The sequence below is a fragment of the Devosia sp. Leaf420 genome (assembly GCF_001425445.1).
GTDB lineage: Bacteria > Pseudomonadota > Alphaproteobacteria > Rhizobiales > Devosiaceae > Devosia.
Genome location: NZ_LMQU01000010.1, coordinates 621848 through 640838, shown reverse-complemented (window position 1 = coordinate 640838; position 18991 = coordinate 621848). Strand labels below are relative to the sequence as shown.

The following is an 18991-nucleotide window of genomic DNA, read 5'->3' as shown; positions in this document are numbered from 1 at the left end:
CATCGTGACTGGGAGACTGAAACGACATGAACACAGCAATCATCAAACCGCAATGGTCGCCACTGACCATCGCCCTTATGGTTATGGGCTTCATCATCTTCTGGCCCTTGGGCTTGGCGGTGTTGGGCTACATCCTCTGGGGTGAAAAGTTCGGCGGCTCCGCCGAAAAGGCACAAACTTACTGGAACAAGGGATGCGGCTTTATGCGCTCGAACAAGAAGCATTTTTCCGGCTTTGGCCGTGACTATTCGACCTCGGGCAATGCCGCCTTCGACGACTACCGCGCCGACCAGCTTCGTCGTCTCGACGAAGAACGCGCTCGCCTCGATGCCGAAGTCGATGCGTTCCAAGACTATATGGCGAACCTGCGCAAGGCCAAGGATCGTGAAGAGTTTGACCGCTTCATGAGCGAGCACCGCGGCAATCGCCAGGGCTATGGCGACAACACCCCGCCGGCCAATAGCTGGGACAACAATAACGGCTAAAGCCGATCCCATTTCCTTCCTAAAACCTCCAAGTGAACTGGCGCCCGCAAGGGCGCCATTTTTGTTCGGATGAAAGGGGACGGGGATAAGTTTGATCAACTTTGCCAACAAACCGCACTAAGCTGACCCGAATTGATTCTGCGGCCCCATGTTTTCATTCCTGCGCCAAGCTACTAAACCGCCCAAAAGCGTCACCGTCGATCTCGACGGACGCTCGGTCGAGGTTGCAGTCAAACTCAGCAAGCGCGCCGCGAGTTTTCGCTTGTCGCTGCCGGCGACTGGGCCACTTCTTACTATTCCCGAACGCGCGCGCTGGGCCGATGCCGAAGCCTTTCTTCTTAAGCACCGCAACTGGCTTGCTGCGCGGCTTCCTCGCGCCGCCAAGCGGCAGACACTTGAAGCCGGCGCCGAAGTGCCGGTGCGCGGTGTGCCGCATCTTGTCGTCGGCACCGGCCAATCGCGCGGTCGGGTCGAGCGGGTGGAGTTGCTCGATCTGCCGGAGCTGCGGGTGCCAGGTCTTGTCGAGCATCAGCCGCGGCGGCTGTTTGACTGGCTGAAGGGCGAGGCCCTGGCCGATTTGACCGAGCGCAGCGCCTTTCATGCCGCCCGCCTCGGCGTCACGGTCAAGGATATTAAACTGCGCAGCCAATCGAGCCGCTGGGGATCCTGTTCTTCGACCGGCTCGATCAATTACAACTGGCGCCTGATCCTCGCACCGCCCTTCGTGCTGGATTATGTCGCGGCCCACGAAGTCGCCCATCTCGTCGAGATGAACCATTCCGATGCTTTCTGGTCGACCGTGAAGCGCACCTTGCCGGATATGGAGCGGGGGCGAGCGTGGCTAAAAGCACACGGTCGCGAATTGATGGCTTGGCAACCGCCGGGATCGGCAAGCTAGAGCCACCTCTGCCCCCATCCTGCCGCAATTGGGCGGCAGCACCGGATTGATATGCAGCGTCTTGCCCTTCTCATCGCAATTCTTCTCGCCTTTTCCGCTACGGCGGGAATGACGACGGGTCATGCGCATCGCTATGTGGCGACCCCGATCGTGGTGCTCAACCATGTCGATGCGGCAAACCAGCCGATCCGGGTGACGGTGCAGGTGCAGCGCGGCGAGATCGATCTTGGCCAGGGCATCATCATGCCTTGCGGCTCGCATCTAGCCATCGCGCCAGCCGCCCCAGTGTTACCCGCCGTGGCGGAACAAGAGGAAACCGCGCTTTTCCTCGCCAAGGTACTGACCACTTGGGAAGGCAGCATTTTCCTCCGCCCGCCGATAAAGATCCTCGCCTGAAACACGACGCTCTTTCCGCTCTGTTTTAGCGCCTCCGCGTGAGGCCGAGGATTATTATGACTGAACTTTCTTTGAGCGCGATGCCGTCGCGCCGCACCGTGCTGGCCGGGTTCGCCAGCCTTGCCGCGCTGGCGCTTGCCGGCTGTTCGACAACCGGTTCGTCGCGTCCGACCGTGGCGACGGCCGAGCCGCCGATGCGGGTGGTGCCGCCCGAGGTGCTAGCGATGTATGGCCCGCTGCCCGATGAGAATTTTCCCATTCCTGCAGCGCCGATCCATCTGCTCGATCCGGTCTATTGGCGGCAGGAGGTGGAGAATACGACCGGGGAGGCCGAGGGGACGGTGGTGGTCGATACCGCCAATCGGTTCCTCTATTGGACCGAGCCCAATGGCCGGGCCATGCGCTATGGCGTCGGTATCGGCCGGGCGGGGTTCGAGTGGAACGGGCGCGCGCATATTGCCTATAAGCGCAAGTGGCCGACCTGGACGCCGCCGAGCGAAATGATCGAGCGCCAGCCGGAAATCGAAAAATATCGCCATGGCCAGCCGCCGGGGCTCGATAATGCGCTGGGGCCGCGTGCGCTCTATATTCATCAGGGCAATACCGACACGCTCTATCGCGTGCATGGCAATATGGATGTGCATTCGATCGGCAAGGCGGTGTCGTCTGGCTGCGTGCGGCTGCTCTACCAAGACATCATCGATCTTTACGAACGCGTTCGCCCCGGCGCGCCGATCGTCGTGCTCGCCGATCCGGCAGCGGGGCTCGCGCTACCGCCGACGGCAGCCGTTTGACGTGCCAAAGCGCCCGCGGGGCCAGTTTCGGCCACGCGGGTGTTTTTTGGAAGTCAGGCAGTCCCGCGGTGGCATTTGCCCCCTCAGGGTAGTCAATACGGGGCAAAAGCCACCGCGGGAAACCGGCGTTTTAGGACAGCATCCACAGCGCCTCTTTGATCGCTCGTCGCGAGGCGGCCGATGCCCGAACCCGCGATCCATGCGAAGGGACCGCGACCGGCTCACCCCGCTCAGTTCGCATGCAGTCTGCCCGCGCGAGGTGATGGCTAAACTATAGCTGCGCCTGCCAAAGCGGGGATAAGTTTTATGCGTCAGGGTTGGCCGGGGACGGCGGCGGTCCGATGCGTGCGGCTAGCCCCGCCTTAAACCCCATCTCGAAAATGTGGCGATTGCGCTGTTCGAGGCGCTTGGCCAGCAGCTCGCGCATATTCTTGCCGTCATGGGTCTGGAGTTCATAGGGTTTGACCTCCTGGCGCAAACGCCCGACGGGCACGCCCACACCCTCTCCCGTGATGCGCCACACCCGGCAAAAGCGCTTGCCATCCCAATGGGCATGGCGATTTTCAAAATCCTCCAACCGCGCCATGAACTGCCCGAGCTGCACGGCAAGCCCGGCAAAATGCAGCGCCGCAGCCGGCAGCGGCTTGATGGGTTTTGAGAGAAAGGGCCGCATATCGTGGATCAGCCCTTCGGCGACGATCCGCTCGCTTTCGCCCACAAGCGCGTCGGGTTTTTTGGCGGCAATGGCGCAGATGTCCTTGTGGAGGGCATGAAAACGCAGCCAGAGCGCCTCATGGCGCATGGCGAGGGCGTGGCTGATTGTCTGGTTGAACGATGCGACGGGCATCGGTGTCTCCTGTCTTTCGGCGATGTGCCGGACAAGAGAGGGTAAGGCGGGCTGGAGGGGCGGGGATTAGTTTTTGGACAACGTATTGCAGCATCCATCGTGCAACCGGGGGTGCGACCGAGATAATTTGCTGAGGTTATTATATCTGAATATGACGATGGACTAAGTCTCACAATGTAAAATAGGGTAGCGAAAACGTGCTTCTACGAGACAGCATAATTTACATTTGAACGTGCCGATTGGGGATAGTTGGAGTGGGCCATGATCAGGGGAAGCAACCGAGAAGTGCAGGGCTTATTGATTTCGCGCAAGTAATGTCTGGAGCCTCACCGTTCAAAGATTCAGGCATCGCGAACGTTACGGACACATATCAAGGCCAAATTCTTACGCATGATCACGAGCTTAAGACTGCGATTCTAAAGGACCTTCCCGCGAAGGAGTTAGCGAACGAGATACTAGCAGCTAGCCTTGCGTCAGCACTGGGGCTCCCGGTACCTCCCTCTTTCATCAGGTACACTGAGCCAGGCAACCCTTGTGCAAAAAAGACTGTAATGCAAGACGGCCGTGGCCTAATGTTTGCAAGTGTACACGTCGGTAGCCCGTCCGTTGCCTCAATCGTCAAAAGGCCAGAAAATAGTGAAACTTTAAAATTACTTAGGCCGATCGTTGATTTCCTATCAAAAGAGTCTTGGCTGGGCGATCTATACGGCTTTGACGCCTGGGTTGCGAATGTTGACCGGCATATTGGTAACGTGCTGTTTTCCGCAGGAACTGGGGCGTGGATAATTGACCACGGTCGCTGTTTCACGGGGCCCGCTTGGACCGAAAGCGACTTGGTAGCGGACAAGCTATATCGACACAGACTGAGCGAATGGGTGACGCAGTTTTTGTCTTCTGACGCGCGAGCCAAGCTTGCCAATGAGGCATCGGTTTTGCCGGATAGACTCCGCACACTTGACGTGAGACAGGCGGGCACAGACAACAGAATCGCGGATTTGATAGGCCCAATGGACTTCGAGGCGCTAGTTCTGTTTCTGAACGACAGGATTCCACATGTGGCGCGCGCCGCTGGCGATGCACTCAATGATTTTAGGATAGCGTGAAATGATCTCGCTAGATGTCCCTATTTTCCGTGATTTCGCTCACCTTCAAAAGGCAATTTGGGCGCCGGTACTGTTTCGACCGATAATGGGTTCGCCCGAGCAATTTGTGATTGGCATTGCAGTTGCCAGTGACTCCGGCGTTCATCTGGAGCGCGCCAACCAACTCCAACGGCTCGAATGCATATTTTCAAATGCATCACAAATGGCAATCGCCATTGCGGAGACGGCGCTCAATATAATTGAAGCTGATTTGTCCCAACGATCAAAGTCGGCTTTGTCCGAATTTCGCCCCGGCATATCCGGCGTTTTGTTGGGAGACATCAATGAGGCTCAAGGGATCTCGCTTGAACAAATAGCTGCTTCTTGGATGTCTGCGCTTTCCTCATTATATGACCGAAACCTGACCCAATCGGTCACTGAGGACTTACCAGCAGTCTTGGAAGAGGCGATAGCAGCAAGAGAGGGCGGAGATCGCCTTCCGTCACTTGTTTTCGAATACGTGCGACAGCATCGTCAGGGGCTGGATCGGTTCTTTAGCAATGAGATAAGAAGCGGTACGCAAAGGCGACGGAACGCCCATGCGGTGGTCATTGACTTTGCTGGATCCAAGCTAGTGGCTAATTTTGGGACCCTCGCCAGTAGTAATTTCAATGCTTCCGTCGGTCGCATCAAGACGCGTCTTTGGGAGCTTAAAGTTGATCGTGATAAAGAGCCGTCGGCAATAGCAATGCGTGATCATGAGATGATCGTCCAACATCAATCGATGAACGATCCGCAACTAAGCTTTAAGCAAGTAGATCGTCTCAAAGATGCGCTTTCTGCGCTAGAAGCTCAAGCGGATCAGGAGGAGATCCGCCTACGGGCTTTGACCTCTGTGGATGAAATCGGCAGACATATTTTACATAAGGAAGCCGCCTAGAAAGCCGCTTAGTCGGTGACTACTGCATCCCCTTCCTGGCCTCCCCCTGATAGGGGAGGGACCGGGCGGTGGGTGTGGAGGGGTGAGGCTGGGTGCAGGCGTTGATCTTCTTATCAGGGCCTATGCGCTCTGGACTGTCGCTTGCCTTGGCCTTCCCATCCGCGGCGTCATTCCCGCGAAAGCGGGAATCCAGGGTCTGGCAATAGAGATCCCGCTTTTGCGGGAAAGACGCCGGGATTTTGGTAAGAATTGAGCGGCACAAGTTCAACAGCCCCCAGGCCATTACAGCCCTAGTCGCGCCACGGCGGCGACGGCGCGGGGATGGCCTGCGGCGGCCCGTTCGCGCAGTACTCTGGCCCAGGGTTCGAAGCTGATGCCGGCTTTCTGGGCGAGGGCATAGGCTTTGTCGTAATCGACATCGACGCAGGGTTTGCCCATGAAGACACCATGGAAGTAGGTCGATATGGCCAATTGGGCGCCGGCCTTACCATTTTCGGCATTGGCGAGAATGTTGGCGCAAGAGAGGACGATCTCTTGATTGCCTATGCGGGTGCCGACTTCGAGTGGCGGCGCTACGGCGCCGGGAGAGACGCGCGCCAGTAGCTTTTCGAGCGTCGTGCGGCGCTTTTCTAGGCGGAACGGCACGTCGGTGCGGCTCGAAAGTCCTAAAATGTCGCCCGGCATGCGTCGCTCGACGCTGCCCCAATAGATCCGGAAGGGTACGCATTCAAAACCGCCGCCGCTTTGACCGGTGGCGGGGTTATAAGTATTGGCGCCATAAGCAAACCACATTTGGTCGCCTTCGCGCTTCCAGCGGCCGGGCAGGATCGAGCGATTGCCGGGATACCAGAGGTAGCTGTTGCCGTTGGCGGCAAGATATTCGACCTGCGTACCATGCGCGGGGTCATAGGACATGTGCGTATGGTCGCCGATCTCCTGACCGAAGGCGGCAGAGGAGAAGGCGAGGAAAATAAGCGCGACTAACAGTCGATGCATTTTCAATCCTATCGCGGCTGGCAGGTGTATTTGGTGGGGCGGAGTTCGCCAAAATAGTCGGGTCCGTCGCCTTTGACGTCGCAGGCGACGTTCTCCGCGGTGCCGCCATTGAGTGCAAATTGGCAGCCTAGGGTCTGCAGCGGGCGCTGGCCGGTGACTTTGTATTGGCAGCTGTCGATGCAGGCATAATTCTGGTCGGCAGAATTGGAGACGATCAGCTGAAGTTGCGACTTGTCTGCGTTGGGTACGCATTGAGCGGACGGAGCGGCCATGACATGGCCGATGCTGAGGACAGTCAAGACAAACGCGAGGCCGGCACTAGCATTGCGCAAAGGCATGTTTGTAATTCCCTCGAATACGCTTTGAGAGTATTTCAGCGCTGCTTATTGGCAATGGGGCTTTTTGGAATTTTTATTGAGGAAAAAGCCGATGGCCATGGATCCATCGCGGGATGGGCCCCGGCATGCGCCGGGGTGACGGCGGCCGGCTTGGCTGGAACTGAGAAAACCCCCACCTAGCCTCCCCCTGGGAGGGGGAGGGATCGGGCCGGGGGGTGGCGCCGGTATCGCATTGTGCGCCGAGGCGCTCCTCCCCTTTTGGGGGGAGGTTGGGTGGGGGCTATTCGTCGCCCATCTTCAGCGCCTTGATGAACGCTTCTTGCGGAATGTTGACGTTCCCATACTGACGCATCTTGGCCTTGCCCTTTTTCTGCTTGTCCAAGAGCTTTCGTTTACGCGTGGCGTCGCCACCGTAGCACTTCGCGGTAACATCCTTGCGCATGGCGCGGACGGTTTCGCGGGCGATGATCTTGCCGCCGATGGCGGCCTGGATCGGGATCACGAACAGATGGGGCGGAATAAGCTCCTTGAGCTTTTCGCACATCAGGCGGCCGCGGGATTCGGCGACTGACCTATGCACCAGCATCGAGAGGGCATCGACCGGCTCGGCATTGACGAGAATGGAGAGTTTTACGAGATCGCCCTCGCGATGGGTATCGAGGTGATAATCGAAGCTCGCATAGCCTTTCGAGATCGACTTGAGGCGATCGTAGAAATCGAAGACCACTTCATTGAGCGGCAGGTCGTATTCGACCATGGCGCGATTGCCGACATAGGACAAATTGTTCTGGATGCCGCGGCGGTCCTGGCAGAGTTTTAGGATCGCGCCGAGATATTCGTCGGGCGTGAGGATCGTCGCCTTGATCCAGGGCTCGCGGATTTCCTCGATCTTCATCACATCCGGCAAATCGGCCGGATTGTGCAGCATGATCTCTTCGCCATTGGTCATCTGGACCTCGTAGACCACCGAAGGGGCGGTGGCGATGAGATCGAGATCGAACTCGCGGGAGAGTCGCTCCTGGATGATTTCGAGGTGCAAGAGGCCCAAAAATCCGCAGCGGAAGCCGAAGCCCAATGCAGCGCTGGTTTCCATTTCGAAGGAGAAGCTGGCATCATTCAGACGCAGCTTGCCCATGGCGGCGCGCAGTTCGTCAAAGTCCGACGCATCGACGGGGAAGAGACCGCAGAACACGACCGGCTGGGCCGGACGGAAGTCGGGCAGCGCCTCGGCGGTGGGTTTGCGATCGTCGGTGATGGTATCGCCGACATTGGTATCGGCAACTTCCTTGATCGAGGCGGTGAACACGCCCAATTCGCCGGGGGTCAGCTCCTTGACCTCGACGAGCTTGGGGGTCTGCACGGCGACGCGATCGAGCTCATAGACGGCGCCCGAGGCCATCATGCGGATGCGTTGGCCCTTCTTCATCACCCCATCCATGATGCGGACGAGAACGACGACGCCGAGATAGGTATCGTACCAAGAGTCGACCAGCAGCGCCTTGAGCGGCGCATCGATATCGCCCTTGGGCGCGGGCAGGCGCGTGACGATGGCTTCGAGCACGGTGTCGATGCCGACACCGGTCTTGGCGGAAATTTCGAGCGCATCGGACGCGTCGATGCCGATGACATCCTCGATCTGCGTCTTGACGCGCGGGATATCGGCGGCGGGGAGATCGACCTTGTTGAGGACCGGGACGATCTCGTGATTGGCGTCGAGCGCATGGTAAACATTGGCGAGGGTCTGCGCCTCGACGCCCTGGGAGGCATCGACGACCAAGAGCGAGCCTTCGACGGCGGCCATGGAGCGGGAGACTTCATAGGCGAAGTCGACGTGGCCGGGCGTGTCGATGAGGTTGAGAACGTAGTTCTCGCCGTCCTGCGCCTTATAATTGAGGCGCACGGTCTGCGCCTTGATGGTGATGCCGCGCTCGCGCTCGATATCCATCGAGTCGAGGACCTGTTCCTTCATCTCGCGCAGATCGAGCCCGCCCGTCATCTGGATGAGGCGGTCGGCGAGCGTGGATTTGCCATGGTCGATATGGGCGACGATGGAAAAATTGCGGATATTCTTGATCGGCGTGGTCATGGCCGCGCTGATAGCAGAAGGCGGAGGGCGGAGAAAGATGGTTTCCGTTCGGTAAACGGCAGTTTCCCGCAAGGCGAACGGCAACGTTGGCCGGGGCGGCGCGTTTGTCTGCCCATGCGTCACACCCTTTCCATTCTCGCCCTTCTCGCCGCCCTGACCGGCCCCACGCTCGCGCAGGATTGGCTCGCGCCGCTGCAGAATTTCGCCAGGGAGCTTTCGCCGCAGCGGACTACGCCGAAACCGGCGCCGAAGGCGGAGGCGCCGGCGGCGGTACCGGTGGATGAGGACGAGGCGGAGACGCCAGCGGATGAAGCGCCGCCGCCGATCCCGCGGCCGCGGCCGGAGGGGTTGGGGGAAGAGGCAGAGCCGGTGCCTGTGCCGGATGTGGCGCCGGAAGCGGTTGAACCACCGGCGCCGGTAGAGACTAGGGATGAGGAACCTGCCGCGCCGACGAAGCCTGCGGATGATCGCGTCTATCAGACGGCCTGTCCGGCGCTGCTTTCGGGGCGCGTGGTTGGAAAAATGCTGCCGCCGATTGCGGAGGGAATGTGCGGAGAGCGCTCGCCGCTGTTGCTCGAGGCGATCAATGCCAATGGGCGGACTATTCCGCTTTCGAGCCCGGTGACGACCAATTGCGAAATGGCGGGGGCGCTGGCGGATTGGACGGCGCAGGTCGAAGCCTATGCCAAGGCCGCGATGGAGAGCCCGATCGCGGAATTGACCACCGGCACATCCTATATGTGTCGCGCCCGCGTTGGCGGCGATGAGGGCTTTACCTCGGAACACGGCTTTGCCAATGCGATCGATCTCGTCGGCTTTACGCTTGAAAACGGCGAAAGTGTTTCGGTGAAGGATAATTGGCTGCCAGCGACTGCGCCCGAGGGCAGGTTGCTGCGGCAATCACATGGCGCGGCCTGCGGGATATTTACGACGGTGCTGGGACCCGAGGCGAACGCCGATCATGAGGATCACCTGCATCTCGATCTCGGATGCCACGGGCAGACGTGCACGGCGCAGATTTGCGAGTGACGCCCGCCTCTAAGGAGACGGGCGTTCACGGTTGAATGCGTTAGCCGAGGAGGCTGCGGCGGGCTTCTTCGTCGGTCGTGGGGAAACGTCCGTCTGGGGTCAGACGATCGACGGCATCGGGAATGTTAGAGGACAGGCGTTTGAGCAGTTCTTCGTAGGAAAGACCGGTCGACTGGCTGAGTTCGGTCAGCGTGTCGCGGCCGATGGCGGCTTCAACTTCAGGCGGCGTCAGGCCTTTGGTCGGCACGCCGACAGTCGTCCAGGAGTCAGCCGTATCCTTTTGGCCATTGCCGCGAAAACTGTCGAGCAGATCGTTCAAACCGCCAGTCAGGACATTGCCGCTGCCTGGTTTGCCGCTGATGAGATCGCCGAGGCCACCGAGGACGCCACCGAGACCGCCCTGGCTGCCACCACCGCCAGTATTGTTGGACGCGCCCTTGAGGGCGTCCTGGATCTTATCGCGATGCTGAAATCCAGCGACCGCCAGTAAACCGAGCAATGCGACGAGAGAGGATGATTTGGCCATTGCAGTTGTCCTTGCTGGTGAATGTGAGACGTCGAACGATGGCGCGGAACCGATAGTTCCGAGTGCCATCGTCCGGCGCTCACCGTTTGCAAGATTACTGTGCAGGCGTGGCGGGGGTTGCCGGAGCCGCTGGGTCGGCGGGCGCGGCGCTTGGCGCCGGCGCTGCCGGGTCCATGGGCGAAGCCGGCTGGGCAGGGGTAGCGCCGGCGCCGGAATAGATGGCGATCACTTCGGCGGTCTGCTGGCGGTCCTTGCTGCCTTCAGCGCAATCGACGCCAGCTTTTTCGACATCGCCCTTGATGGCGGCATAGGCAGCGACCGAGGTGGCATCGTCCATCCGCATTTCGGATTCAAGCTGGCGGCGATGGGCATTCATGGCCGTGGTCGCGGGCTCGCCGGCTTCGACCGAGCAGAGCTCGATCGTGGCCTGCGTCGCATAAAGGCCGGTGAGCAGCGTGCCCTGTTGGGGCATGGAGTCGACGATGGCGCGCGGATCGACGGTGATCTTGGGCGAAGTGGCTGGCGCCGCCTCCTGCGCATAGGCAGCAGGAACGAGGACGGCGAGCAGGGACAGGGCGAGGGAAAGGCGGGGCAAAATGGCACTCCGAGCTCGTGAAGAATTTTCCCGCATTTTGAGCCCGATTATGGCTTCAGCACGGCGTGCACTCGGCCTTCGGGTGATGCGGGGGCAGGTCTGCCCAATCCCTGGGGGTCAGATCGGGTTCCAGGGTTGCAGCGGCAACGGGCGCATTGAGCCAGGCAAAGGCAAGGCGCAAAAGTTCGATCAGGCGGATCATGGCCTGTCTCCTCGCGATAGATTTTTGGGGCGGGTTGAAGTGTTCCCACACTGCGCCCCGCAGCGCTTCGCAGCAATGGACAAGGCTTTTGCGCGGGTATAGAAAATCTATATGAGCAATCCCTTTCCCATCCCGCTCAATGCCCTGCGCGCCATCGAGATCGTGGCGCGGGCCGGCGCACTCGCTCCGGCAGCAGAAGAATTGGGGGTGACGGTCGGGGCGGTTAGCCAGCATTTGCGGCGAGCCGAGGAGCGGCTGGGGATGGAGCTTTTCGCCCGCACGCCGCAGGGTTTGAAGCCGGTGCCGGAGTTGATTGAAATCCTGCCGCAGCTTTCAGCCGGCTTTGCCTCGTTGCGCGATGGCCTCGCGACGCTGACAGGCGCGCATGAGGGCGTGCTCAACGTTACCGTGGGATCGGTCTTTGCCTCGCGCTGGCTGATCTGTCGGGTCAACAAATTCTCTCTACGCCACCCGGGGCTCGAAGTGCGGCTGACCGTTACCGGCGCCATGCTCGACCTGACGCGGCCAGACCTTGATTGCGGCATTCGCTTTGGCGACGGCACCTGGCCGGGCGTCACGACGACGTTGATCGGCGGGCGCGCCTATCAACCGGTCTGCGCGCCTGAGCTTTTGCGCGCCCATCCCGATCTTTCGGACCTGACAAAAATCCCCGTGATCGCCGATCGCACCAGCATGCTCGATTGGCCTTTGTGGCTCAAACATGCCGGCTGCGATCCCAATATGAAGCTTTCGGGGCCCGTCTATTCCGACGCGTCGCTTGCCTTTGATGCCGCTATTTCGGGCCAGGGGCTTTTGCTGGCGGCGGACATGATGAGCGCCGATCCGGTATGCGACGGGCGGCTGGTGCGGCCCTTTGTGGCACCGGTCGATGGTGTGCATGGCTACTATCTCGCCACGGCAAAAGGCCGACGGGAATCGAAAAAACTGAAACTGTTTCGCGATTGGCTGGACGAGGAAGTGCCGGCCAGTGTCGGCGGCTATCTGGCCCAGCAGCAAGGCCATGTTCGAGTGGCCCACTGAGGGCAAAGGAGACCGCAATGCAAGACGTGTTGATCCTCGGAGCCGGTATTGTCGGCATCGCGACCGGCATTCATCTCCTGAAGCGCGGTCGCAGCGTGACCCTTGTCGACAAGAACCAGCCGGGGCGCGAGACGTCTTATGGCAATGCCGGGATCATTCAGCGCGAGGGCGTGCGCCCGCATCCGTTTCCCCGCGATTTGACAACGCTGATGCAGGTGGGGCTGCACCTCTCGACCGCCGCGCGTTACGAACCGCTGGCCCTGCCGCGCATCGCGCCGCCGCTCCTCAAATATTGGTGGGCCTCTTCGCCCGAGCATTATCGGCATGTGGTGGAGAGTTATGCGCCGCTCATCGGCCGTTCGATCGAAACGCATGAGGCGCTGATCAAGGAAGTTGGGCCGGAGGCGGAGAAGCTGATTTCCAAGGACGGCTGGTATCTGGTGTTCCGCACGGCAGAAAAGCTGCAGCGCGAGGCGGCCAAGGCCGAGGGCGACCGGGAAAAGTTCAATATCCACCATGAAGTGGTGGATTGGGCAGGATTGAAGGCGCTGGAGCCGGACCTGATCGGCGGACTGGTGGGCGGCATTCACTGGACCGATCCCTGGACGGTGCGCGACCCAGGCGCGCTGGTCGCCAGCTATTTTGCGCTATTTCAGAAGCTGGGGGGTACGTTTGTTTCGGGAGAGGCCGATGGGCTGACCCAATCGGGCGACACATGGCAGACCCGGATCGGCGGGACGCTGTATTCGGCAAAACAAGCCGTGGTGGCGCTGGGGCCCTGGGCGCCGGAAGTGCTCGATCGCCTGGGCTATCGCCTGCCGCTCTTTGTCAAGCGCGGTTACCATATGCATTATAAGCCGCAGCCCGGCGCGAAGCTCGACCATCTGCTGCTCGATGCAGAGGTGGGCTATGTTCTGGCGCCGATGGCGCAGGGCATTCGGCTGACGACTGGGGCAGAATTTGCGCTGCGCGATGCCTTGCCGACGCCGGTGCAGATCGGCAAGGCGGAAGCGGCGGCCAAAGAAGTCTTTCCGCTCGGCGATCGGGTCGATCCGCAGCCCTGGAAGGGCGCGCGGCCCTGTACGCCGGACATGATGCCGATCATTTCAAAAGCGCCGAAGCATGAGGGGTTGTTTGTCGGGGTCGGCCATGCGCATCACGGCTTTACGCTCGGGCCGGCGACGGGAGAGCTGTTGGCGCAGATGATGACGGGCGAAGCGACGGCGATAGATGTGAACCCGTTCCGGATGGGGCGGTTTTTGCACGGGTAGGGGCAAGGCCCCTCACCCGGCGCTTTGCGCCGACCTCGTTCTTAAGCGGTAGACGTGCTGGAGGAGCGCATGCATGCGGGCTCCCGCACCCCCTCCCGGCCTCCCCCGTCAAGGGGGAGGTGGAGGTCAGTGGTTGTTTCGTCTCTGTGCACGAAGTGAAATTCGGCTGAGGGGCAAGCGGCCTCACAGCACCAAAAGCGCGATCGCCATGGCGGCGAGCGCGCCAAAGATCAGAAATGTCCAAAAACCCGGGAAGCCGGAGCGCTTTCCCGGTAGCCGGGCCATGCCGCGCGATCCCTTGAACGCTTGCCGCGGGTCACCCCACTTCACCTTGCGAAAGGCATAGACGTTGGAGCGCGTGCGTTGCGTTTCGAGATTGGCGTGTTCGCGAATGTCCTGATCGTCGGTCATGGCAATCACATGGGCATGGACGAGCGGGGCCGCAACGGCCTGCGGCGGCGCGTCGCAAAGAGGGTTAATCCCGCGCGTTTGCCGCTTGCCCAAACTTTAGAACCGTTCTAATCATTGTTTGGAACAATTCTAATGTTGAGACGATCATGTTCACCCTTTGGCCGGACAATCGACGTGCGTTTATGAGCCTCTCCGAGCGCGAAATCCTGTCGCTGGCCATTGCGGCCGAGGAAGAAGATGGGCGCATCTATTCCGAACTGGCGGTACGGCTCGGCGACACCTATCCGGGCTCGGCATCCCTTTTGGAAGCCATGTCGGCCGAAGAGGATGACCATCGTCGGCGGTTGCTCGATATCTATGTCGATCGGTTCGGCAAGCGGCTCGTGCCGATCCGGCGCGAGCATGTCCGCGGATTCCTCAACCGCAAGCCGGTCTGGCTGCTCAAGACCCTGACGCTCGAACAGGCGCGCCAGCAGGTTTGGGAGATGGAGGAGAGCGCCTATCATTTCTATCTCGAAGCAGCCAAGCAGACCAATGACGTCGGCATCCGCAAGCTTCTGGGCGATCTGGCGCGGGCCGAACGCGGCCATGCGGCGACAGCGACCAAGCTCGATGAGAAACTGCTTGGCGAGGACGGTCGCGATACCGAGAAGGACGAGGCGCATCGCCAGTTTCTGCTGACCTATGTGCAGCCCGGCCTCGCGGGGCTGATGGATGGATCGGTGTCGACGCTGGCGCCGGTTTTTGCGGCAGCCTTTGCGACGGGCGACACGCACCAGACCTTTCTCGTTGGCCTCGCTGCCGCGATCGGCGCTGGCATTTCCATGGGCTTTACCGAGGCCGCATCGGACGATGGCAAGCTGACCGGGCGCGGTTCGCCCATCAAGCGCGGCTTTGCGGCCGGGATCATGACAGCGGTCGGCGGGCTCGGGCACGCCCTGCCCTATCTGATCCACGATTTCTGGACGGCGACCGGTATTGCCGCGGCGGTCGTGGTGCTCGAACTCTGGGCCATCGCCTATATCCAGAAGCGCTATATGCAGACCCCGTTCTGGCGCGCGGTCTTGCAGGTCGTCATCGGCGGCGCGCTGGTGTTCGGGGCCGGGGTGTTCATCGGCATGGCCTAGGCCGCTACCGGACGGCGCCAGCGCAGCCAGAGAAAAGCCGCGACAGCCAGAATCGAGCCAATCGCGAGCAGCGAGGGGGTCCAGCCGGCATCTGGCCCGAAGAGGACCGCGTTCATGCGCCGGCCAGGCAGCAGGGTGAAGGCGCCGGCGAGAAGCAATGCGCCGACATAGAGCCCCTGCATATTGCCGCGATGCCGCGCGACATCGTGGTGCACGATGATGGCGCGGAGGCCGTTGAAGAGCGCGACATAGGTGAAAATCGTAAAGAGATGGATCGGGCTGAATGGCCCGATCAGCCGGATTTCGTGGATGAAGAGTGCGCTGGTGGCGGCGATGAACATCAGGACCACCCAGACCCTTCCGAGCAGCTTGTGGAGCGCCGTGCCCTTCTTGCGCCAGAGCACGAAGCCGCCGACGGGCACGGCAAGGCTCGCGGTGAAGGCATGGATCTGGATGGCGAAATCGGCGGAGAGCAGCGGGGCAAGGGTCATGGCAAATGTCCGTCTGGGGTATGAAGCCAAGCCTTGTGCCGCTAGATTGACTCGCGCAAACGCCAATCCTTGAGCCGCATGTCCGCTTCGTGAACGACACCGCATTGCAATCCACGCTTCGCCAAATGCAGGCCCTCATGCGCGACGGTCGGAGCTGGATGCTGCTCGCGCTCATGGGTCTTATTGCCGGGCTGGTCGGTCCGTTCGGGACCTATGAAGCCGTGCCGCTTGTGCCAAGGGTGCTCTATTGGATCGCCGTGATCATCGGCACGGGGGCCATGGGCACTTTGGTGGCGGGGCTGGCCGAGCGCAGGCTCAAGACGTGGTTTCCCCTCTCCGTCGCTGCGCTGATCGGCGGCGCACTGGCCGGGCCGCCGATCACGGCAGTGGTGGCGCTGGTCAATCTTTTGGCATTCGGGCCGGACACGCCGATCGGGCTTCTGACATTGCTGGTTTATTGCACTGCCATTGCTGCGGCGGTGACATTGCTCAGTGCCTTACTCGGCATGCGGCCGAAGGCGGCGGGGGCGGAGGTTGCGGCGGCGATTGTGCCGGATGAACCTGCTCTGCTCGAGCGTTTGCCGCGACCGCAGCGCGGAAGGTTGCTGCATATTGCCGTGTCGGACCACTATGTCGATGTGAGTAAGGAGAAGGGCACGACGCTGGTGCTGATGCGGTTGTCCGACGCCATCCGCGAGACTGCGCCCGAGCCGGGGCTGCAGGTGCATCGCTCGCATTGGGTCGCGCTTGCCGCCGTGCACAGGGGATTTCGGCAGGGCGGCAAGCCAGTGCTTGAGCTCGAGAACGGCACGGTCGTGCCGGTGAGCCGGACGTTTGTGGATGCGGTGAAGGCGGCGGGGTTGCTGGGTTAGCGCCCCGCAACCAGGCTCGCCGCCTTGGATCCGATGGCCATGGCGGGGGCATTGGTATTGCCCGAGACGATCTGCGGCATGATCGAGCAGTCGATCACCCGCAGGCCGTCGATCCCGCGCACGCGCAGCTCGCTATCGACCACCGCCGTCGGATCATCCGCCCGTCCCATGCGCAGCGTGCCGACGGGGTGATAGTTGGTTTTGACCGTTTGCCCGCAATATTTTTCGAGCGCTTCTGGATCGTCTATCACCGCCGGGCCGGGCAGCAGTTCGGTGTCGATCTTTTCCGCGAGGGGTGACGATTTCAGCAGTTTTCGCGCTTCGTGCAGCGCCGCGATGGTGAGGCGAAGATCGTCGGGATGTCCGAAGAAGTTGCAGTCGACCACTGGCTGATCAGCTGGATTGGCCGAGCGCAGGGTGACGCTGCCGCGGGCCTTGGGGCGGAGAAGGCAGGAGGTGAAGGTGACGCCATAGGTGGGCTTGGAGGCCGAAACGTCGCGATCGAGATAGACGATTGGGGCGCAATAAAGCTGGATGGTCGGGCGTGGGCCGCCATCGGGATCAAAGAACATGCAGGCTTCGATGCCAGTGGTCGTGACGGGACCTGTATTGGTTAGCAGATATTGGAGGCCGTTGCGGATCATGTTCCAGCCGCGGTCCTGGCCGAAGTAGCCCGACTTGCCTTTGGTGGTGGCGATAACGGGGACTTCGTGGTGGTCCTGAAGGTTCTGGCCGACGCCGGGGATATCGGCCACGACGGCAATGCCATGCTGGCGGAGATGATCGGCCGGGCCGATGCCCGATAGCATCATCAGCTTGGCGCTGTTATAGGTGCCGGCGCCGACAAGCACTTCGCGCTCGGCGCGGACGGTGTGGCTTTCTCCGTTCCTGGTATAGCTGACGCCGGTCGCGCGACCGTTCTCGACAAGGATCTTGTCGACCCGCGCTTCGGAAATGATCGTCAGCCGCTCGTCGTCCTTGAGTGGATCGAGGAAGGCTTTGACGGCGTCCGAGCGCTCCTTATAGCGCCCCCATTGCGCATAGGTGTGCTGCATGATGCCGACGCCGAACTGGGTCGCGCCATTGAAATCGGGGTTCGGCTTATGGCCCAGCGCCTCGGCGGCGGCGATGAAATCATGCGTCGTCTGCGTCGTGTAACCGGGATCTGAGACCCGCAGCGGGCCACCCGCGCCGTGGAAGCGATCATGTAGCCGGGCATTGTCTTCGAGGCCGGTAAAGTGGGGCAATATGCCGTCATAGGACCACGATGGGTCATTGCCGAGGCTCTGGGCCCAGCCGTCATAGTCTTCCTTCTGGCCGCGCATATAAACCATGGCATTGACCGACGAGCCGCCGCCTAAAACCTTGGCCACCGGCACGATCGGGGCGCGGCCGCCAAGCTGAGGCTGCGGCACGGTCTTGTGCATTTCAAGGAAGGTGTCTTGCCCCAAATATTTCATATAGCCGGCGGGCATGGCCATGATGCGATTGGTCCGCGCCCTCCCGCGCTCGAGCATGAGCACGCGAAAACCGAATTCCTTGACCAGCCGCCAGGCGGCGACCGACGCGGCAGAGCCGCCGCCGGCAATGACGAAGTCGTATGTGGGCATAATATCTCCTCTTGCGTGGAGACTAAGCCGCAGGCAGCAAGTCTTCTAGTCGGCTATCGAGGATTGTGCCCACCCGCGCGCATTCGCCCGCAATTTCGCGGATGAAGTCGACCAGCATCGGGCGATCGAGCGCGGCAAGCGAGCGGACGACCATGGCCGTGTCGCGATGGAGCGGCTCGGCATCGACGGGCTGGATTTCGACCAGCCGCCCGGCCGCGAGATCGTCGGCAATGGCGGACTGGACGAAAAAGCCGGTGCCTTCGCCCTTGATCGCGAGACGCCGCGCCGGGCCCGTCGGCAATTCGACGCTGGTCTGCGCCATGCGGGTAAAGGCCGAGGCGCCTTCGGGCTCGACCTGCCACCAGCGGAGCGAAATGACGCGCGGCACGTGATCGAGAATGTTGGCCAGCGTTGGCCGCGCCGGGAGTTTGACGGCAATTTCGGGAGTGACCACCAGGGGTACGCGCTCGCGCATGGTCAAAAGTGGTACGAGATCGACGGCAAGCGGTTCGAGATTGGGCCAGCAGAGGATGCCAAGTTCGGACTGGCGCTCGTGTAGCATTTCGGCGATCTGCGCCTGACGCCCCTCGTTCACAACCACGTCGACCGATGGGTACTTTTCCTGAAAACGCAGGAGGCTCTCGGTAATCAGCGGGGACACCAGGCTCCGGAGCGAGGCGATGGTGATACGCCCGCGCTCGACCCGCCGCAGCGCTTCGCGCGCCTCCTGCGCCGTGCCGATCATGCGGCGCGCAAAGGGCAGGAAAGTCATGCCCTGATCGGTGAGCGTAACGGTGCGGCCGCGGACGAAGAGCGTAACACCCAAAAGCTGCTCCAGCGCCCGCATGCGCATCGAGGCTGTCGCCTGGGTAATATTGAGATAGGCCGCCGCCTTAGTAAAACTCTGCTCGCGAACGATGCGGTCAAAAGTGCGAAGCTGATCGAGGTCCATTG

At 61.2% G+C, this 18991-nt stretch carries 22 protein-coding genes; 11 read left to right on the top strand and 11 right to left on the bottom strand.

The window, feature by feature from the left end; all coding sequences use genetic code 11:
• Positions 1–26 precede the first annotated feature (26 nt).
• The 4 genes from ASG47_RS10530 (at position 27) to ASG47_RS10515 (ending at position 2573) form a co-directional block, all read left to right on the top strand.
• Positions 27–485, top strand: a complete 459-nt coding sequence (locus tag ASG47_RS10530) for a DUF2852 domain-containing protein (RefSeq protein ID WP_061908671.1) — start codon at positions 27–29, stop codon at positions 483–485.
• Between the two features lie 148 nt (positions 486–633).
• Positions 634–1383, top strand: coding sequence for a M48 family metallopeptidase (locus ASG47_RS10525; protein ID WP_061908670.1), 750 nt, complete (start codon positions 634–636; stop codon positions 1381–1383).
• A gap of 51 nt (positions 1384–1434) precedes the next feature.
• Entirely contained in the window at positions 1435–1779 is a 345-nt protein-coding gene (locus tag ASG47_RS10520) for a hypothetical protein (protein ID WP_061908669.1), read from the top strand.
• A 56-nt stretch (positions 1780–1835) separates the two neighbouring features.
• Entirely contained in the window at positions 1836–2573 is a 738-nt protein-coding gene (locus ASG47_RS10515; RefSeq protein WP_061908668.1) for a L,D-transpeptidase, read from the top strand.
• A gap of 304 nt (positions 2574–2877) precedes the next feature.
• Here ASG47_RS10515 and ASG47_RS10510 read toward each other — a convergent pair whose 3' ends face one another.
• Positions 2878–3420, bottom strand: coding sequence for a hypothetical protein (locus ASG47_RS10510; RefSeq protein WP_061908667.1), 543 nt, complete (start codon positions 3418–3420; stop codon positions 2878–2880).
• Positions 3421–3734: 314 nt separating this feature from the next.
• Between ASG47_RS10510 and ASG47_RS10505 the strand changes: the two genes are divergently transcribed.
• Positions 3735–4523 carry a HipA family kinase gene (locus tag ASG47_RS10505; RefSeq protein ID WP_061908666.1) on the top strand — a complete coding sequence of 263 codons (789 nt, stop codon included), beginning with the start codon at positions 3735–3737 and terminating at the stop codon, positions 4521–4523.
• Between the two features lies 1 nt (position 4524).
• Positions 4525–5442, top strand: a complete 918-nt coding sequence (locus tag ASG47_RS10500; RefSeq protein ID WP_061908665.1) for a hypothetical protein — start codon at positions 4525–4527, stop codon at positions 5440–5442.
• Positions 5443–5724: 282 nt separating this feature from the next.
• Here ASG47_RS10500 and ASG47_RS10490 read toward each other — a convergent pair whose 3' ends face one another.
• From ASG47_RS10490 to lepA, 3 genes are all read right to left on the bottom strand, one after another.
• Complete coding sequence (locus ASG47_RS10490) at positions 5725–6438, bottom strand: hypothetical protein (protein ID WP_156464057.1); 714 nt, start codon at positions 6436–6438, stop codon at positions 5725–5727.
• 8 nt (positions 6439–6446) lie between these two features.
• Positions 6447–6776 carry a hypothetical protein gene (locus tag ASG47_RS10485; protein WP_061908662.1) on the bottom strand — a complete coding sequence of 110 codons (330 nt, stop codon included), beginning with the start codon at positions 6774–6776 and terminating at the stop codon, positions 6447–6449.
• Between the two features lie 280 nt (positions 6777–7056).
• A complete protein-coding gene (lepA, locus tag ASG47_RS10480; protein WP_061908921.1) occupies positions 7057–8862 on the bottom strand; it encodes a translation elongation factor 4 in 1806 nt (601 codons plus the stop codon).
• A gap of 114 nt (positions 8863–8976) precedes the next feature.
• Here lepA and ASG47_RS20650 point away from each other — a divergent pair, with 114 nt between their 5' ends.
• Positions 8977–9891 (top strand): extensin family protein, encoded by a 915-nt coding sequence (locus ASG47_RS20650; protein ID WP_061908661.1) that lies wholly within the window; start codon positions 8977–8979, stop codon positions 9889–9891.
• Between the two features lie 40 nt (positions 9892–9931).
• Here the strand turns inward: ASG47_RS20650 and ASG47_RS10470 are convergent, their stop codons facing one another.
• The 3 genes from ASG47_RS10470 to ASG47_RS20645 all read right to left on the bottom strand — a co-directional run bounded on the left by ASG47_RS10470 (position 9932) and on the right by ASG47_RS20645 (position 11214).
• A complete protein-coding gene (locus ASG47_RS10470) occupies positions 9932–10417 on the bottom strand; it encodes a YidB family protein (protein WP_061908660.1) in 486 nt (161 codons plus the stop codon).
• Between the two features lie 94 nt (positions 10418–10511).
• Positions 10512–11012, bottom strand: a complete 501-nt coding sequence (locus ASG47_RS10465; RefSeq protein ID WP_061908659.1) for a hypothetical protein — start codon at positions 11010–11012, stop codon at positions 10512–10514.
• Positions 11013–11067: 55 nt separating this feature from the next.
• Positions 11068–11214 (bottom strand): hypothetical protein, encoded by a 147-nt coding sequence (locus ASG47_RS20645; RefSeq protein ID WP_156464056.1) that lies wholly within the window; start codon positions 11212–11214, stop codon positions 11068–11070.
• 111 nt (positions 11215–11325) lie between these two features.
• Here ASG47_RS20645 and ASG47_RS10460 point away from each other — a divergent pair, with 111 nt between their 5' ends.
• Positions 11326–12255 carry a LysR substrate-binding domain-containing protein gene (locus ASG47_RS10460; protein ID WP_061908658.1) on the top strand — a complete coding sequence of 310 codons (930 nt, stop codon included), beginning with the start codon at positions 11326–11328 and terminating at the stop codon, positions 12253–12255.
• A 17-nt stretch (positions 12256–12272) separates the two neighbouring features.
• Positions 12273–13526 (top strand): NAD(P)/FAD-dependent oxidoreductase, encoded by a 1254-nt coding sequence (locus ASG47_RS10455; RefSeq protein ID WP_061908657.1) that lies wholly within the window; start codon positions 12273–12275, stop codon positions 13524–13526.
• Between the two features lie 183 nt (positions 13527–13709).
• On the opposite strand, the gene ASG47_RS10450 is transcribed toward ASG47_RS10455, so the two are convergent.
• Complete coding sequence (locus ASG47_RS10450) at positions 13710–13937, bottom strand: hypothetical protein (RefSeq protein WP_156464055.1); 228 nt, start codon at positions 13935–13937, stop codon at positions 13710–13712.
• A 143-nt stretch (positions 13938–14080) separates the two neighbouring features.
• On the opposite strand from ASG47_RS10450, the gene mbfA reads away from it, so the two are divergent.
• Positions 14081–15064, top strand: coding sequence for an iron exporter MbfA (gene mbfA / locus ASG47_RS10445; RefSeq protein WP_413813458.1), 984 nt, complete (start codon positions 14081–14083; stop codon positions 15062–15064).
• Here the strand turns inward: mbfA and ASG47_RS10440 are convergent.
• The gene (locus tag ASG47_RS10440; RefSeq protein WP_061908654.1) at positions 15061–15555 is read right to left on the bottom strand and encodes a DUF2306 domain-containing protein; all 495 of its coding nucleotides are present in this window, start codon (positions 15553–15555) and stop codon (positions 15061–15063) included. The two genes, mbfA and ASG47_RS10440, sit on opposite strands and share 4 nt — an antisense overlap.
• A gap of 137 nt (positions 15556–15692) precedes the next feature.
• On the opposite strand from ASG47_RS10440, the gene ASG47_RS10435 reads away from it, so the two are divergent.
• Positions 15693–16427: a LytTR family DNA-binding domain-containing protein gene (locus ASG47_RS10435; RefSeq protein WP_162243244.1), complete on the top strand. Its 735-nt coding sequence runs from the start codon at positions 15693–15695 to the stop codon at positions 16425–16427.
• Here the strand turns inward: ASG47_RS10435 and ASG47_RS10430 are convergent.
• Positions 16424–18037, bottom strand: a complete 1614-nt coding sequence (locus ASG47_RS10430; protein ID WP_061908652.1) for a GMC family oxidoreductase — start codon at positions 18035–18037, stop codon at positions 16424–16426. The two genes, ASG47_RS10435 and ASG47_RS10430, sit on opposite strands and share 4 nt — an antisense overlap.
• A gap of 22 nt (positions 18038–18059) precedes the next feature.
• Positions 18060–18989 (bottom strand): LysR family transcriptional regulator, encoded by a 930-nt coding sequence (locus tag ASG47_RS10425; protein WP_061908651.1) that lies wholly within the window; start codon positions 18987–18989, stop codon positions 18060–18062.
• Positions 18990–18991 lie beyond the last annotated feature (2 nt).